This window comes from Streptomyces sp. NBC_01351, from assembly GCF_036237315.1.
GTDB lineage: Bacteria > Actinomycetota > Actinomycetes > Streptomycetales > Streptomycetaceae > Streptomyces.
Window position 1 is genome coordinate 2146441 of sequence record NZ_CP108356.1, and the last position, 15968, is coordinate 2162408.

General features: G+C 69.3%; 8 protein-coding genes. 4 read left to right on the forward strand and 4 right to left on the reverse strand.

Annotation, left to right across the window (positions count from 1 at the left end; translation table 11 throughout):
* Nucleotides 1-75: 75 nt before the first annotated feature.
* Together OG625_RS09565 and OG625_RS09570 are read left to right on the forward strand one after the other, a co-directional pair.
* Nucleotides 76-6900, forward strand: coding sequence for a DEAD/DEAH box helicase (locus OG625_RS09565; RefSeq protein ID WP_329378313.1), 6825 nt, complete (start codon nucleotides 76-78; stop codon nucleotides 6898-6900).
* A complete protein-coding gene (locus OG625_RS09570) occupies nucleotides 6897-9179 on the forward strand; it encodes a UvrD-helicase domain-containing protein (protein ID WP_329378315.1) in 2283 nt (760 codons plus the stop codon). The genes OG625_RS09565 and OG625_RS09570 overlap by 4 nt, the downstream gene beginning before the upstream one ends.
* A 349-nt stretch (nucleotides 9180-9528) precedes the next feature.
* Here OG625_RS09570 and OG625_RS09575 read toward each other — a convergent pair whose 3' ends face one another.
* Both OG625_RS09575 and OG625_RS09580 read right to left on the reverse strand, forming a co-directional pair.
* The gene (locus tag OG625_RS09575; RefSeq protein ID WP_329378317.1) at nucleotides 9529-10860 is read right to left on the reverse strand and encodes a class I SAM-dependent RNA methyltransferase; all 1332 of its coding nucleotides are present in this window, start codon (nucleotides 10858-10860) and stop codon (nucleotides 9529-9531) included.
* Nucleotides 10861-10972: 112 nt separating this feature from the next.
* Nucleotides 10973-13021 (reverse strand): APC family permease, encoded by a 2049-nt coding sequence (locus tag OG625_RS09580; RefSeq protein WP_329378319.1) that lies wholly within the window; start codon nucleotides 13019-13021, stop codon nucleotides 10973-10975.
* A gap of 220 nt (nucleotides 13022-13241) precedes the next feature.
* On the opposite strand from OG625_RS09580, the gene OG625_RS09585 reads away from it, so the two are divergent.
* Complete coding sequence (locus OG625_RS09585; RefSeq protein ID WP_329378321.1) at nucleotides 13242-13910, forward strand: potassium channel family protein; 669 nt, start codon at nucleotides 13242-13244, stop codon at nucleotides 13908-13910.
* Nucleotides 13907-14569 carry a potassium channel family protein gene (locus tag OG625_RS09590; RefSeq protein ID WP_329378323.1) on the forward strand — a complete coding sequence of 221 codons (663 nt, stop codon included), beginning with the start codon at nucleotides 13907-13909 and terminating at the stop codon, nucleotides 14567-14569. The genes OG625_RS09585 and OG625_RS09590 overlap by 4 nt, the downstream gene beginning before the upstream one ends.
* A 187-nt stretch (nucleotides 14570-14756) precedes the next feature.
* Here the strand turns inward: OG625_RS09590 and OG625_RS09595 are convergent, their stop codons facing one another.
* Both OG625_RS09595 and OG625_RS09600 read right to left on the reverse strand, forming a co-directional pair.
* Nucleotides 14757-15497 carry a DUF3159 domain-containing protein gene (locus OG625_RS09595; protein ID WP_329378325.1) on the reverse strand — a complete coding sequence of 247 codons (741 nt, stop codon included), beginning with the start codon at nucleotides 15495-15497 and terminating at the stop codon, nucleotides 14757-14759.
* A gap of 4 nt (nucleotides 15498-15501) precedes the next feature.
* The gene (locus OG625_RS09600; RefSeq protein ID WP_329378327.1) at nucleotides 15502-15930 is read right to left on the reverse strand and encodes an OB-fold nucleic acid binding domain-containing protein; all 429 of its coding nucleotides are present in this window, start codon (nucleotides 15928-15930) and stop codon (nucleotides 15502-15504) included.
* Nucleotides 15931-15968: the final 38 nt, after the last annotated feature.

Sequence of the window (15968 nt, forward strand, 5' to 3'; positions counted from 1 at the left end):
CCCAGGAACGATGTCGTCAGGTCCGTATACCGTTGAGCCAGCTCAACGACCTGGTACGAAGCAGAGGAGAACGTCGTGAGGCCCACGCTGGCCGCCGCGCAGTTGCGGGGCAGTCTCACCCAGTACCTCACGACGACCTACGCGCTCACCGACGAGGACACCCGCCGGGCATTGGAGCGGTTTTTGGAGCATCCGGAGAGCGGGATGTTCCGCGGTCCCTACCTGCGGATCAGGACTCCCTTCCACAAGGCCGCGGCCGGGTGGGAGAAGCACCTGGAGTGGGACCCGGGATTCACCCCCTACCGGCACCAGGCGAAGGCGTACGAGCGACTGAGTACGCTCCACGGGCCGGCATTGCCGACTCTGGTCACGACGGGGACGGGGTCCGGGAAGACCGAGTCCTTCCTCGTTCCCGTTCTTGACCATTGCCGCCGTGAGAAGGCCCTCGGCCGCGGCGGGATCAAGGCCGTGCTGCTTTACCCGATGAACGCGCTCGCCTCCGACCAGGCCGGCCGGATCGGCGACTACCTCGCGCAGCCGGAACTGGCCCAAGTGACGGCCGGGCTCTACATCGGCGACCGCCCGGACACGGACTTCCGCCGGGTGATGACCCGGCGCGAGGACATGCGGCAGTCTCCTCCCGACCTGCTGATCACGAACTACAAGATGCTCGACCTTCTGCTCCAGCGGAGCGAGGACCGAGCGCTGTGGCAGGACTCCCGGATCCAGTACGTGGTGCTGGACGAGTTCCACACCTACGACGGGGCGCAGGGTACGGACGTCGCCATGCTGCTGCGCCGCCTGGCGATGACCACGGGCCAGAGCGAGCCCGGGCGTCCTCTCGGTTCGATCTGCCCGGTGGCGACGTCGGCGACCCTCGGAGAAGCCGGGCCCGGAGCCGAGCCCGGCGGCATCCTGGAGGTGGCCGCGCAGGTCTTCGGGATGCCGTTCCCCTCGGACGCAGTGGTGGGCGAGGAACGGATGACGCCCGAGCAGTTCACCGGACCGGTGAACTACGCGCTGCCGGAGCCGCCTTCTCCCGAGGAGGTCATCGCCTGCTCGGGCGGCCCCGATGTGGTGTCGCGTCCGGACAAGCTCGATCTCAACGCCCTGGCAGCACGGATGCTGGGCCAGCAGGGTTTGTCCGCCTTCGAGATCGGGCGACTGCTCAAGCAGCACGACTTCACCCAAGGGGTGTTGTCCCTCCTCGACGGGGATCCCCTCAGTGAATGGGAACTCCGCGACCGGCTGGGCCGGTTCGGTTACGCCTGGGGCCGGACCGCCCGGGAGAATCCCCGTCTTGCCCTCGCAGCCCTCGCGCGGTTCGTGGCCCTGCTGTCCGCCGCTCGCGATCCGGAGTCGGACGAGCGCCGCCCGCGCCCCCTGCTCCATGTGGAGACTCACCTGTGGGTCCGGCCCGTTGGTCGGATCCTGCGCGGAGTCGGTCCTGGCAAGCCCGAGTTCCACTGGTACGAGGACGATCGCGCGCGCCGTTCGGCCCTGCCCGTGGTGCCCGCCGACGGCGGCGAGGAGCCCGAGACCGCTCAGATCGGGCAGGTGACCCGCTCGCACCGGGCGCAGTCCGCGATCGGTGCGGACACCACGGTCCGGCAGGCGAGCGTGCGGCTGCCCGCCGTGTACTGCCGCAACTGCGGTCGTTCCGGCTGGGCGGCCATCTCCCCGGAGGCCGATCCCCAGCAGCTCGTCATGGCTCACGACAAGATCTGGCGCGCCAGTGTCGGCCGGGACAAACGGCGGGTCCGGTACTTCATCGCCGCCACTTCCGCGGAGCAGCAGGACACGCTCGCGGCGATCAGCCAGTCCCGCCCCGCGACGGCCGGGGGGCAGCTGCCGGCACTGATCCTGGACGGCGCGCAGGGCACGTACCGACTGCCGGTGATCCAGGACGAGGGGCACCTGCAGGACGCCTGCTTCGTCCTGGCGATCACCGAGAAGAAGGCCGCCGACAAAGCCGCCGTCGATCAGCGCTGCCCGGCCTGCGACACCGACAACGCCATGCGCTTCCTGGGCACGCGCCTGGCGGCCCTGGCGGCGGCGACGGTGACCCAGCTCTTCACCGGGCAGGAGGTCGCGCTCGAAGCGGAGGAGCGTAAGACCCTCCTGTTCAACGACTCGACCCAGGATGCCGCCCACCGTGCGGGCTACGTGGCGAACCGCTCGTTCACGTTCTCGCTGCGCTCGCTGCTCGCGCGCAACCTGGACGAGTCCGGCCGGCCCGTGGCCCTCAACGACCTGATCGGCAACGTCCTCGACTCCGTCGAGGACCCGCAGGCCCTTGCCGCCGTCGTGCCGCCCGACCTGTACGACGAGCCCGGTGTGGACCGTCTGCTCTCCGGGCGGGGCACGGGTGACCTGCGGACCTGGAAACTCATCGGGGAACGGCTCGCCTTCGCCACCGTCATGGAGTTCGGGCTCCGCTCCCGGCAGGGCCGGACCCTGGAGCTGACCCGGACGGCAGCCGCCGAGGTCGTCATCGAGGACCAGCACCGGGTCACGATGCTGGCGCGTGACGTCCACATGACCCTGCCTGGGCAGATGCTCGGCACCGGCCTGCCGACTTCCGAGCGCTATCTGGCTTTCGTACGCGGACTGCTGGAGCGGGTTCGGCTGCGGGGAGGGCTCCGGCACCGCTGGCTGGAGCCCTGGATGAAGGACGCCGGGGTGACCCGGTTCAAGATCTGGGGCGGCCGGCCCGACGGGATGCCGGCATTCCCCGACAGCGTGGCCGCGCCACGGTTCCTGCTCGACGGCGAGAAGGGCAGGTCCGACTTCGACTCGATGACGGCCAAGGCCGGCTGGTACCAGGACTGGGCTCGCCGCTGTCTCGGGCTCGACGCTCCCGGGGCGGCCGAGTACCTGCGCAGGCTGCTTCCCGTACTCGTCGACGAGGGCCTCCTGGCGGTGCGCACGGCGCACGACCGGGCGACCAAGGTCTACGGCCTGCAGCCCGGCCATGTCGAGGTACGGCTGCTCGAGGACGACATCGTCAACAAGGCCTTCGTCTCCTGCGAAGCATGCGGCTGGCAGCAAGTGGTGCACCCGTCCCGGCGTACCCGCTGGTACGGCCACCCCTGCCCCCGGTACCGGTGCCGCGGCCAGATCACCGCACCGCAGCCGGGCCCGGCCACCCTGTCGTCGTCCGGTGCCACTAGCTTCGGTGGCCCGCGGCCCCGCGACTACCGCGATGACTACTACCGGCACCTGTACCGGACGGGCGGCACCTTCAGGGTGGTCACGGCCGAACACACCGGCATGCTCACCCGGCCCCAGCGCGAGCGGGTGGAGCGGACCTTCCGCGACGGCACCCACTACACCGACCCGAACGTGCTCTCCTGCACCCCCACGCTGGAACTCGGCATCGACATCGGGGACCTGTCCGCCGTCCTGCTGGGATCGCTCCCGAAGGGCCCGGCCAACTACGTGCAGCGAGCGGGCCGCGCCGGCCGCAAGACCGGCAACGCCCTGGTGGTGGCCTTCGGTGGCCGTCGCGCGCGTGACCTGTACTACCTCGACGAGCCGCGGGAGATGATCGCCGGGGACATCGTGCCGCCCGGCTGCTACCTCTCCGCCGTGGAGATCCTGCGCCGCCAGTACACGGCCCATCTCTTGGACCTGGCGGCCCCTGGCCGACTCACCACGAACGACGGCGAGCAGCTCCAGCCGGCTCCGCGGCTGGTGTCGGCACTGTTCGGCAGCACGGCCTGGTGCCAGGAGCTGGCGGACGCGGCCCTCGCACACGGCGCCACGCTTGTCGAAGCCTTCCTGGCGCTCTTCCCGTCGCTCCCGGGACGGCCGGACACCGGAGTCTCCGACCAGGCCGCCGAGGAGCTGCGGAAGTATGCGTGCGGCGGGATCGTACGGGCGCTCCAGGAGGCCGAAGAGGAGTGGACCGGCCGCGGTGAGGAGCTCCGGCGCCGAATCCGCGCCATCGACACGGCCATGGACCAGCTCGTGCGCAGCGATCCCGAGCAGGAACGGGAATGGCGCGAGTTGCGTGCCGAGCGCTACGCGACCGGCAATCTGCTGCGTGACCTCAACCAGACCAGTGCTCACGGGGCCCTCGTCGAGCTGGGGCTGCTTCCCAACTACACCCTCTCGGACACCACCACCCAACTGGAGGCCACGCTCTACTGGACCGAGCAGCCCGAGACCGAGGGGGCCAAGAAGACGTACCACAGCGAGGTCCGTGACTACGAGCGCTCACGCCGGTCGGCTCTTTCGGAGCTGGCGCCCGGCAACAGCTTCTACGTCAACGGCTACAAGCACGTGGTCCGGGCCTTGGACATCGGCAGCCCGGAGCGTCGCGCCTGGTCGGTGTGGCGGCTGTGTCCCGCATGTGGCTACGCCCGTACGGAGAACGCACAGGCCGATGCATCGCCCTGCCCCCGGTGCGGTGGCCGCGAGATCGCGGACGCGGGCTGTGTCCAGCGCGTGCTGGAACCGAAGCGGGTCATGTCACGCGACAAGCGGGACGACGCCCGGGTCCGTGACGACAAGGACGAGCGCGACAGCAAGAGGTACGCGGTTCTGACGACCGTGGACGTCGACCCCGTACACCTGGCATCGGGCTCCTGGCGTCACGACACCGCCGTCTTCGGCGTCGACTTCACCCGCCATGCGGTCGTACGCACGCTCAACCTGGGGCTCGACCGCCAGGACGGGAGCAGCACCGTGCCCCTGGCCGGGGCGGACGTGCGCATCAACCCGTTCTATGTCTGCACGAGTTGTGGAGGTGCCACCTCCGAGGGGCGCCCGGTCGTCGACCACCACCAGGACGCCCTCACCGAGTCAGTGGCGGCGGCGACGAAGGCCAGCGCCCATCACCAGCTGTGGTGCCCGCGTCGCAAGGTCCGTACGAGCAGCCCGGAAGGTCAGGGGAAGGGGGAGGACGTGCCCCTGTTGCTGGCCCACGAACTGACCACGGAGGCCGTCCGGATCCTTCTTCCCGCATCGGTGGCGCGTGTCAAGGAGCGTCTGGCGTCCTTCACGGCCGCTCTCTTCGTCGGCATAGCCGCACGGTACGGCGGCGACCCGGACCACATCGACATCACCGCCGCGTCCATGCCGGACGGTCACGACCCTGAGTGGCCCCGCCGATTCCTCGTCGTCTACGACCGGCTGCCCGGCGGTACCGGCTACCTGCACCGCCTCGCCACCTCAGACGGCTTCCGCGAGGTCCTGACCAAGGCTCGCGAGGTGATCGACAGCTGCCCCTGTATCGAAAAGGGCCTCGACGGCTGTCACCGCTGCCTGCTGCGCCGCGTGCCGGCCAGCGACTACGACAAGGTCAGCCGCAACGAGGTCCGCCAGATGTTCGACGAGCTGCTGGGAGCCGACGGCAATGACTGGGCCACCTCACCGGTGGCGGACACCCACCAGATCCCGCTGGAACAGCAGGCCGAGAGCGATCTGGAGGTCATGTTCATGGAGACCTTGGGCGAATGGGCCCAGCAGCCCTCGGCCAAGGCCAGCGCGGACGCCTACACGACCACAGCCGGAACGTACTCGCTGGACCTGCGACTGACCGGCACCGACGGGGCCACTGTCAGCTGGCGGGTCTCCCAGCAGCGGGTCCTGGACGGCACCCGTCCCGACGTCCTCTTCGAACGCACGGATGCACCCGGTCCGCGAATCGCGCTCTACCTCGACGGGTACGAGTTCCACGCCGGTCCCAAGCACAAGGACAGGCTGGCCGACGACGCCGTCAAGCGAACGCGTTTGCGCGCCGACGGCGTTCGGGTCTTCCAACTCACTTACTACGACGTGAAGGAATGGCGGACCCGCGTCCGCGACACGGGATACGCCAGCGCGGGGCCGGAGAACCCGGTCTGGGTGCCGTACGGCGAGCAGGGGCAGAAGCGTGCGCGCGACTACTACGCAGGCGTGCACGGCGGCCTCCCGGGCGAGCTGTCGGCCACGCTGTGGGTGAATCCGGCGGAGCTTCTGCTCGCTCATCTGCGCGCCCCGCAAGCTGCCTTGTGGCAGCGACGCGCCGAGGCCTCCCTTGCCGGGTTGCTTGGCGCCGGAGCCCGGATCGCCGCACTGGATCCGCAAGCGGTCGGGCAGCAGCTCCTCTCAGCTCTTCGGGGTGGCACTCCGCAGGGGCCCAAGGGTCCGGTGCAGGTGCTGTCGGCCTTCGACGCCGCAGGCTGTGTCGTGGCAGCTGCGGCGGACGGCCGTCATCGGCCACCCGTGTGGACTGCGCTGACGCTGCTCGACGACAGCGACCGGGTGTGGTCGGACGAGAGCGGACACAAGCGACGGTGGCAGGGCTGGCTCTACTGGAGCAATGTGCTGCAGTTCCTGGAGCACGGCGGTGGTGACAGCGCACAGTTGACGACCAGTCTGCTGGACGGCTTCAGCACCGAAGGCCTCACCGTCACAGGTGGTGCGGGCTGGCTCGAATCCCAGCGGGCCGAGCGTGCGGTATCCGAAGCGGACAGCCCCCGCGGAATCGCTGAAGAAGGGCCTCAGCCGGCCGTGCCGGTCTCTCAGCCGCCTCGGCCCTCCGAGTCCGGTCGCAACGCCCTTTGGGAACAGGTACTGGAGTTCCTCGACCCCGAGGAACCCGGGTTGCTTCCCCTCACCCAAGGGCTCTTCGCGCTCGGAGTGGCGCCGCCGGACGCCGGCTACGAGCTGGACGAGCACGGCTGGATGGCGGAACTCGCCTGGCCCAGCGCCCGAATGGCCGTCGTGACGGCCCACCGGTCGGCCGGCGGGGAACGGGACCACGACGCGGAGGACCGGGACAGGGCCTTCACGGCGGCGGGATGGTGGATCAGCACGGCCGCTTCCTCCTCGCCCCGGGACATCGCGAACCTCCTCGCTGCGGCAGAGGGTAACGACACGGACACGAACGACGGAGACCAGCAGCGATGACAAGCACAGGCGTGACCCTGCGTCTGCTCGACAAGGCGGACAAGGAGATCCTGAGGCTGCCGCGTGCGGTCAAGGGCGCGATCTACGACTTCCAGCACAAGTTCAAGGAGAATCCGTATCTCCGGGGCTTGCGACTGAAGCAGCTGGAAGGACACGACCGGCTCTGGTCGGCGCGCATCAATGACGAGTACAGGATCCTTCTGCTGCGCCTGGCGGAAACGGACTGGCTCATCGTCTCCGTCAAGCACCGCAAGGAGGCGTACGAGAAGCTCGATCGGCTCTCATACGGCATCAACCGGATCACCGGTGGCATCGAGTACGTCGACCTCGAGATCATCGAGGAGAGCGTCCTTCGCCGCGCGGCGACCGCCGGGCGCGTCGGCACCGCCCCGGCCAAGCCTGCCCCGGCTGCCGTACCCACACCCGAGCCGACACCCGTCCCGCTGTTCGCCGCGTTCTCCGACGAGCAGCTCACGGACCTCGGCGTCGCAGGACCGCTCGTTCCGGTCGTCCGAACCCTGACCACCGAGGATCAGCTCCTCGGCCTGGCCGAATACGCCCCCCAGCTCACCTCCGAGGTGCTTCTCGCGCTCCACGACGGAGCGTCGTACGAGGCGGTGCTGGAGCAGATCACCCACCCCGTCTCCGCCTCGGACCCCGTCGACACCGATGACTTCAGGGCTGCTGCCGAGCGGCCTGCCACCATGGTCACGACGACGGACGAGGCCCTGCGCGAGGCGCTCGAAGGTGGTGACTTCGGCCGCTGGAAGGTCTTCCTCCACCCGACCCAGTCCCGGCTCGTCGAACGCGAGTACTCGGGCCCCGCCCGTGTCGGGGGCGGGCCGGGCACGGGTAAGACCATCGTGGCCCTCCACCGGGTCAAGCACCTCGTGGACCGGCTGCCGCCCGGCAGCAACAAGCCCGTCCTCCTCACGACTTACAACAAGAACCTCGCCGCCGACCTGAAGTCCCGGCTGCTTCAGCTGGGCGGCGAGGATCTTTTGGCGCGCGTGGAGATCAGCCACGTCGACCAGCTCGCGCTGCGGGTCGTACGCGAGGCCGAACCCGGAAGCGTCAAGCAGACCCTTGATGAGAGCCAGGCGCTGCGCGAGTGGCGGGCCATGCTTGACGAGCTCGGCGAAACCGAGTGGGACGCCCAGTTCCTGCACGACGAGTGGACCCAGGTCATCCTCGGTCAGGCCGTCGTCTCCCGGACCGAGTATTTCCGCGCACGCCGCGCCGGCCGGGGCAAGAACATCGCGAGGGCCGAGCGGGCCGAGATCTGGCAGCTCGCGGAACGGTTCACCCAGCGACTCGACCGCCTCGGACGGCAGACCTGGGAACAGGTCGCCGAGCGCGCGGCCCGGTTGGAGATGGATCGCGAGCGGCGGATCCAGAACATCGAGCGCCAGCGCGAGGAGGCGGGTGGGCTGGACAACATCCACCTCCAGGCCGGCTCCGCGGGCTGGCTGCGCCACCGCTTCCAGCACATCGTCGTCGACGAGGCGCAGGACCTGCGGGCCGCGCACTGGAAGCTTCTGCGAGCCATGACGCCGCGTACCGCCAACGACATCTTCCTCGTAGGCGACACGCACCAGCGCATCTACGGCAATCAGGTCACGCTCGGGAGTCTCGGGATTCACATCCGCGGCCGCTCGGCCAAGCTGACCTTGAGCTACCGAACGACCCGGCAGATCCTCGGGTCCGCACTCGGTGTGCTCAGCGGTGAAAGCTTCGACGACCTGGATGGCAGCACCGAGGACCTGGCCGGATACAGGTCCGTGCTGACGGGAAGCCTTCCGCAGCTGTACGGCTGCGACGACTGGGAGTCCGAGCAGGAGTCGATCGCAGCTCTCCTCGCCGATTGGATCTCGCTGCCGACACCCCCCGCGCAGATCGCCATCTGTGTTCCGACCAACGACATGGCGAGCGAGCTGGCTTACGCCCTCGCCCATAAGGGAATCAAAGCAGTCGAGATCGGCCCTGAGGGCCCCCGTGGAGACGAGGGCGTCCATATCGGCACGATGTTCCGCTTCAAGGGCCTCGAGTACCAGCGGATGGTCATCGCGGGGGTCCGGGACGGGCTCGTACCCCGGGAAGCGGTCAGCCGGCTGCGCACCTCGGACGCCGTCCGCTACCGGCGCGAGCTCCTGCGGGCTCGATCTCTCCTCTTCGTCGCAGCCACCCGGTCCCGAGACAGTCTCGCCATCTTCTGGCACGGCCGCCCGAGCCCATTCCTCGAACCGCTTATGGGGCTGCCTGTTGCAGGAGAACGGTAACCGGGTCCCGAGAGGGGTTGCTCGTACCACACTCCTCATCCGTGTCCGCGCGGACTTGCAGGCGGGACTCAAAGGGAGCGCTTGTAGGTGACCACCCAGCCGATCGGCCCCGCCACCCGGCCGGGCAGCCGGGGGGGCCGGGGGGGCCGGGGGGGCCGGGGGCGGGGCTTCAGGACGAGCGTCACTTGAGCGTCAGAACCCTGAAGGCTGCACGGGTGATACTGGCGAACGCTGCGGCGTTCCCCGCTGAATCCGCAGGTCAAGAAGCATTCAGCAGTCCCCGATCGCCTTCACCTGTTGCTTGTCTGAAATCAGGTCGACCAAACAGAGAATGTCGAGAAGCTGCAGGTCAGAGGCTCTTCCCCATCGGCTCCAGGATCGCCACGCACTCCACGTGGTGCGTCATCGGGAAGAGGTCGAAGACGCGCAGCGTGCGGACCTTGTAGCCGTTCTCCTTGAAGTAGCCCAGGTCGCGCGCCAGGGCCGCCGGGTCGCAAGCCACGTAGGCGACGCGGCGCGGGGTGAGGCCGGCCACCTGGCGGACCGTCTGCTTGCCCGCGCCCGCGCGGGGCGGGTCCAGGACGACCAGGTCGCACTCCGTGATGCCGGTCTTCGGGAGGATCTGGTCGACCTTGCCCTGCTCGATGCGGACGCGGGGGAAGTCGGCCAGGTTGTGGCGCGCGTCCTCGACCGCGCGCTTCGTCGACTCGATGCCGAGGACCGCGCCCGTCTCGCCGAGGCGTTCCGCGAGGGCGCCCGCGAAGATGCCGACGCCGCAGTAGAGGTCGAGGGCCATCTCGCCCTTGCGCGGCATCAGGCCCTGCATGACGGCCTTGATCAGGGTGTCGGCGGCCTGCGGGTGGACCTGCCAGAAGCCGCCCATGCCCACGCGGTACGTACGGCCGTCGGCGCGCTCGCGGACGAAGGGGCGGCCGTGGACGCGGTGGACGCCGCCGTCCTTCTCCTCGACCCGGAGGACGGAGACGGGCTTGTCCAGCTCGACCAGCGGGAGGCGGCCGCCGGGGCGGGGGGTGAGGACGACCTGGCGGTCGCCGGAGCCGGAGGCGGCGATGGCCTCGACCGTGGCCATCTGGGGCCAGTCCTGCTTCTCGATGCCGAGCTCGCTGACGCCGGGGGCGGCGATCATGCAGTGGTCGATCAGTTCGATGTCGTGCGAGCGGTGCTTGCGCAGGCCCGCGTTGCCGTCCTCGTCGATGGCGAACTGGACCCGGGTGCGCCACTGCGGGACCTGGCCCGCCGGCAGCTTGTCGCCCTCGGCCGGCATGACGGTGCCGTCCCAGCCGGCTTCCTCCGGGGTGAGTCCGGCGAGCCGCTGCAGCTGCTCGGCGACGACCTCGCCCTTGAGCCGGCGCTGGGCGCCGGGCTTGGCGTGCTGCCAGTCGCAGCCGCCGCACTTGCCGGGGCCGGCGTACGGGCAGGGGGCTTCGACCCGGTCCTTGGAGGCGGACAGGATCGTGATCGCGTCCGCGCGCAGGAAGCGGGAGTCCGTCTCGCCCTCGGTGACCTTCGCGACGATCGTCTCGCCGGGCAGGGTGTGGCGGACGAACAGGACACGGCCGTCGGCGGTCCGGGCGATGCAGTGCCCGCCGTGTGCGACGGGGCCGACCTCGACCTCGTACTCCTCCCCGACCAGTGACTGCTTCTCGTTCTGCTCGGTCATGGTGGGGAGACTCCAAGGGGAGGGAAAGGCAAACAAAAGGAACGGCCGGACGACCGACCCACCAGTTTACGTGGATCTCGTCCGGCCGTTTGCCACAGCGGTGCGGCAGCGGCTACTTCGCCGCCGGGTCCTTCGGGCGCGGCGTGTCCACCGGGCCTCGGCGGACGGCGCCCGGGGCGTTCCACTCGGCGCGCTTCTTCGCCCGCTTCCTCGCGCGCTCCGAGGACTCCAGCTGGTACGGCACCGAGGTGACCATCACACCGGGCGTGAAGAGCAGACGGCCCTTGAGGCGCAGCGCGCTCTGGTTGTGGAGGAGGTGCTCGTACCAGCGGCCGACCACGTACTCGGGGATGTACACGCTGACCGCGTCGCGCGGGTTCTCGCTGCGCAGGCTCTTGACGTACTCGACGACCGGGCGGGTGATCTCGCGGTACGGCGAGTCGAGGATCTTCAGCGGGACGTTGATCCCGCGCCGGTCCCACTCCTCGCGCAGGGCCTTGGTCTCCGCGTCGTCGACGTTGACGCTGAGCGCCTCCAGCCGGTTGGAGTGCAGCAGCTTCGCGTAGGCGAGGGCACGCAGGGTCGGCTTGTGGAGCTTGGAGACCAGGACGACCGAGTGCACGCGCGAGGGCCTCACGTACTCGTCGGGGCGCTCCTCGGCGGCGGCGATCTCGAAGGCGACGCGGTCGTAGTGCCTGCGGATCGCGGTCATGGTGCCGTAGAAGATCACCATGCCGAGCAGGGCGACCCAGGCGCCGTGGGTGAACTTGGTGGCGAGGACGACGACCAGCACCAGGCCCGTAAAGAAGGCGCCGAAGGTGTTGATCGCGCGGGAGCGGATCATGCCGCGGCGCTTGGCGGGGTCGCGCTCGGTCTTCAGGTGCCGGTTCCAGTGCCGGACCATGCCGGTCTGGCTGAGCGTGAAGGAGACGAAGACGCCGACGATGTAGAGCTGGATGAGCTTCGTCGAGTCGGCCTCGTACACCCAGACGAGCAGCATGGCGGCGCCCGCGAGGAGCACGATGCCGTTGGAGAAGGCGAGCCGGTCGCCGCGGGTGTGCAGCTGGCGGGGCAGGTAGCGGTCCTGCGCGAGGATCGAGCCGAGCAGCGGGAAGCCGTTGTAGGCGGTGTTCGCGGCGAGGAACAGGACGAGCGCGGTGGCCGCGGCGAGCAGGATGAAGAGGAAGGATCCCTCGCCGAAGACCGCCTCGGCGACCTGGGAGATCACCGGGTGCTGGACGTAGTCGGGGCCGACCGGTACGCCGTCCACCAGCAGGTCCTGCGCGGGCTTCTCGGCCATCTTGACGTTGCTGGCCATGGCCAGGGCGATGATGCCGCAGAACATGGTCACGGCCAGGGCGCCCATCAGGGCCAGGGTGGTCGCGGCGTTCTTGCTCTTGGGCTTGCGGAAGGCGGGCACCCCGTTGCTGATCGCCTCAACGCCCGTCAGGGCGGCGCAGCCGGAGGAGAAGGCCCGCAGTAGCAGGAAGAGCAGCGCGAAGCCGGCCAGGCCCTCGTGTTCGGCCTTGATTTCGAAATCGGCGGTCGGCGCCTTCATCGTGTCGTCGAGGACGATGCCCCGCCAGGCACCCCAGGCGATCATGAGGAAGACGGCGGCGACGAAGACGTAGGTCGGAATCGCGAAGAGCTTTCCGGACTCCTTCATGCCGCGCAGGTTCATCAGCGTCAGCAGCAGGATCATCCCGACGGCGCAGAACACCTTGTGCTCGACGACGAAGGGAATGGCGGAGCCGAGGTTCTCGACGCCCGAGGAGATCGACACGGCGACGGTCAGCACGTAGTCGACGAGCAGGGCGCTCGCGACGGTGAGACCGGCCTTGGGCCCGAGGTTGGTGTTGGCGACCTCGTAGTCACCGCCGCCGCTCGGGTAGGCGTGGACGTTCTGCCGGTATGAGGCGACCACGGTGAACATCAGCACGACGACCGCGGCGGCGATCCAGGGGCTGTAGCTGTACGCCGACACGCCCGCGATCGACAGGACCAGCAGAACCTCGCCCGGCGCATATGCCACGGAGGAGAGCGGGTCGGAGGCGAAGACGGGAAGGGCGATCCGCTTGGGGAGGAGTGTTTCTCCTAGGCGGTCGCTGCGTAGCGCCCGGCCGATCAGGATCCGTTTGGGCACGTCGGTCAGTTTGGACACGGAGAGGATCGTATGCGTTCGATATCAGGCTGACGAACCCCCCACCCGTTCACACTGCAATCCCACCCCATTTCCTCCCCGACTAGACCCCAAGCGCACCACAACAGGTCACACACGTGACCGCCCGTGTGTAGCTTGGGCCATGGTCTGAGACCCTGTTAAGCCAGAGCATGCAATGAGGCTGGGAACCAGCGAGTCGCTGACAGCCGGAAGGACGGCCGTGCACATCGTCATTATGGGCTGCGGAAGAGTGGGTTCCGCCCTCGCCCAGACCTTGGAACAGCAGGGGCATACGGTCGCCGTCGTCGACCAGGACCCCACCGCATTCCGCCGGCTGGGCGCCGGGTTCGGCGGCCGTCGCGTCACCGGAGTCGGCTTCGACCAGGACACGCTGCGCGAGGCCGGCATCGAGGAGGCGGGAGCCTTCGCCGCGGTCAGCAGCGGTGACAATTCCAACATCATCGCCGCCCGCGTGGCGCGCGAGATGTTCGGCGTCGAGAACGTCGCCGCCCGCATCTACGACCCCAAGCGCGCCGAGGTCTACCAGCGCCTCGGCATCCCCACCGTCGCGACCGTACGGTGGACCGCCGACCAGATGCTGCGCCGGCTGCTGCCCTCGGGCGCCGAGCCGCTGTGGCGCGACCCGAGCGGCGGCGTGCAGCTCGCCGAGGTGCACACCTCCGCCACCTGGATCGGGCACAAGGTCAGCAAGCTCCAGGACGAGACGGGCGTGCGCGTCGCGTTCCTCACCCGCCTGGGCGAGGCCACGCTGCCGACGTCGCAGACGGTTCTTCAGGAGGGCGACCTCGTCCACGTGATGATGCGCACGGACGAGATCGACAAGGTCGAGGCGGCCTTCGCAGAAGGGCCCGAGGAGGCACACGCATGAGGGTCGCGATCGCCGGAGCCGGCGCGGTGGGCCGTTCCATCGCGGGTGAACTGCTGGAGAACGGCCACGAGGTGCTCCTGGTCGACAAGGCGCCGACCGCCATCTCGGTGGAACGGGTGCCGCAGGCCGAGTGGCTGCTGGCCGACGCCTGCGAGATCACTTCGCTGGACGAGGCCGCGCTCCAGCGCTGCAACGTGGTCATCGCCGCGACCGGCGACGACAAGGTCAACCTCGTCGTCTCCCTCCTCGCGAAGACCGAGTACGGGGTCCCGCGCGTGGTGGCCCGCGTCAACAACCCGAAGAACGAGTGGCTCTTCAACGAGTCCTGGGGCGTCGACGTCGCCGTCTCCACGCCGCGCCTGATGTCGGCCCTGGTCGAGGAGGCCGTCAGCGTCGGCGACCTGGTGCGGCTGCTGCGCTTCAGCCACGGCGACGCGAACCTCGTCGAGCTGACCCTGCCGCCGGACTCCTCCGTCGCGGGCACCCAGATCAGCGAGATCTCGTGGCCCGAGGACACCTCGCTGGTCACGATCATCCGCGGCAACCGGGTCCTCACCCCGCACGGGGAAGAGACCCTCGAAGCGGGCGACGAGCTCCTCTTCGTGGCCGCCCAAGCCCGCGAGGAACAACTGGAGGACCTCCTCCAGGCCCGCCAGTAGCCCTGCGGGCACGTTCGCACGCTTGCACGCCGAAGGGGGCGGGGCGACCGGTTCCGGTCGCCCCGCCCCCTTCGTGCATTTCAGCCTCGCCGGCGATTGAGGCGTGGGGGTCCCCCCGGACGGAGTCTGGGGGAGGTCCGGGGCAGAGCCCCGGCAGCGGCGCCGCACCCGACCGGCACGCTGCGGCTCAGGCCCGCTTCTCCGCCGCGGCGGCGGCTTCGGCCTCCTTGGCCTCCCATTCCGCAATCACATCGATCGGCGGCGGCGCCTTCGCCAGGAACACCCACGTGAAGTACACCGCGAGCACCATCGGCGGCAGCTTCAGCGCGATCAGCACCCAGCCGAGCTGCGTCGCGTCCCCCCACCAGTACAGCGGGAAGAGGATCGCGTACTTGGCGAGGAAGATCAGCCCCCACGCCAGGCTCGCCTTGACGTACGCCTTCTTGCGTCCCGGGTTGCGCGTGCGCCAGGACAGGTTCTCCTTGAACACCGGCCCGAGGATCACGCCCAGCAGCGGGAAGCCCACCAGGGCCGAGACCGTGAAGGCCACGCCCAGGCCGACCCCGTAGATCATGCCCGGCAGGTAGAAGCCCTTCGCGCTGCCCGTGAACAGGGCGAAGGCCACGCCCACGCCCACGCCGAAGACCCCGCTGAAGGCGTGCTTCACCGTGTCCTTGCGCAGTAGCCGCACGATCACCAGCAGTACGGCGACCGCGCCCGCGGCGATGGCGGAGAGCTTCACGTCCTTGTTGATCGTGTAGATCATGACGAAGAGCAGCCCGGGAAGCATCGTCTCCACGGTGCCCCGGATGCCCCCGAAGGCGTCGAACAGCGCCGCCTGCGTCACCGCCTTCTGGTCATCGGAAGGCGCGGCGGCGGCTTCTGGGGTGGTCGCGCCGGGCGTGGTCGGTTTGTCGAGTGACGTCACCGGTTCAGTGCTCCTGTCCGAGCGGTCGGAGTTCGTACTTCGGGTTGAAGAGCACCCGACGGCCGTGGCTCATGGAGATGCGCCCGGAAGCGATCAGACGGCGGCCGGGCTCGATTCCCACGATCGAGCGACGCCCGAGCCAGACCACGTCCAGCGCCGCCGAGCCGTCGAACAGCTCGGCCTCCAGGGCGGGAACGCCCGCGCGCGGCCGCAGGGTGACGGTACGCAGCGTTCCCGTCACCTTGACTATCTGGCGGTCGTGGCAGTCGCAGATCCGCGTACACCCCGCGGCTTCTGCGTCCTCTTGCAGCTCCGCCGAATGCAGCTCCTCCTGCGAGGTGGACAGCCGCTCTATCATCCGGCGGAACCGGCCCGCCGGCCTGGCCGACCTGGCCGGCTTGGCGGACTTCTCGGGACGCGGTTCAGCACTCATGACAAGAAGCCTACCGGCGTGCCCACCACCTATCGAAG

Excerpts from the sequence above, each read along its gene's own strand:
- OG625_RS09570 (WP_329378315.1), top strand. The coding sequence starts at position 6,897 with ATGACAAGCACAGGCGTGACCCTGCGTCTGCTCGACAAGGCGGACAAG.
- OG625_RS09600 (WP_329378327.1), bottom strand. The coding sequence starts at position 15,930 with ATGAGTGCTGAACCGCGTCCCGAGAAGTCCGCCAAGCCGGCCAGGTCG.
- OG625_RS09575 (WP_329378317.1), bottom strand. The coding sequence starts at position 10,860 with ATGACCGAGCAGAACGAGAAGCAGTCACTGGTCGGGGAGGAGTACGAG.
- OG625_RS09590 (WP_329378323.1), top strand. The coding sequence starts at position 13,907 with ATGAGGGTCGCGATCGCCGGAGCCGGCGCGGTGGGCCGTTCCATCGCG.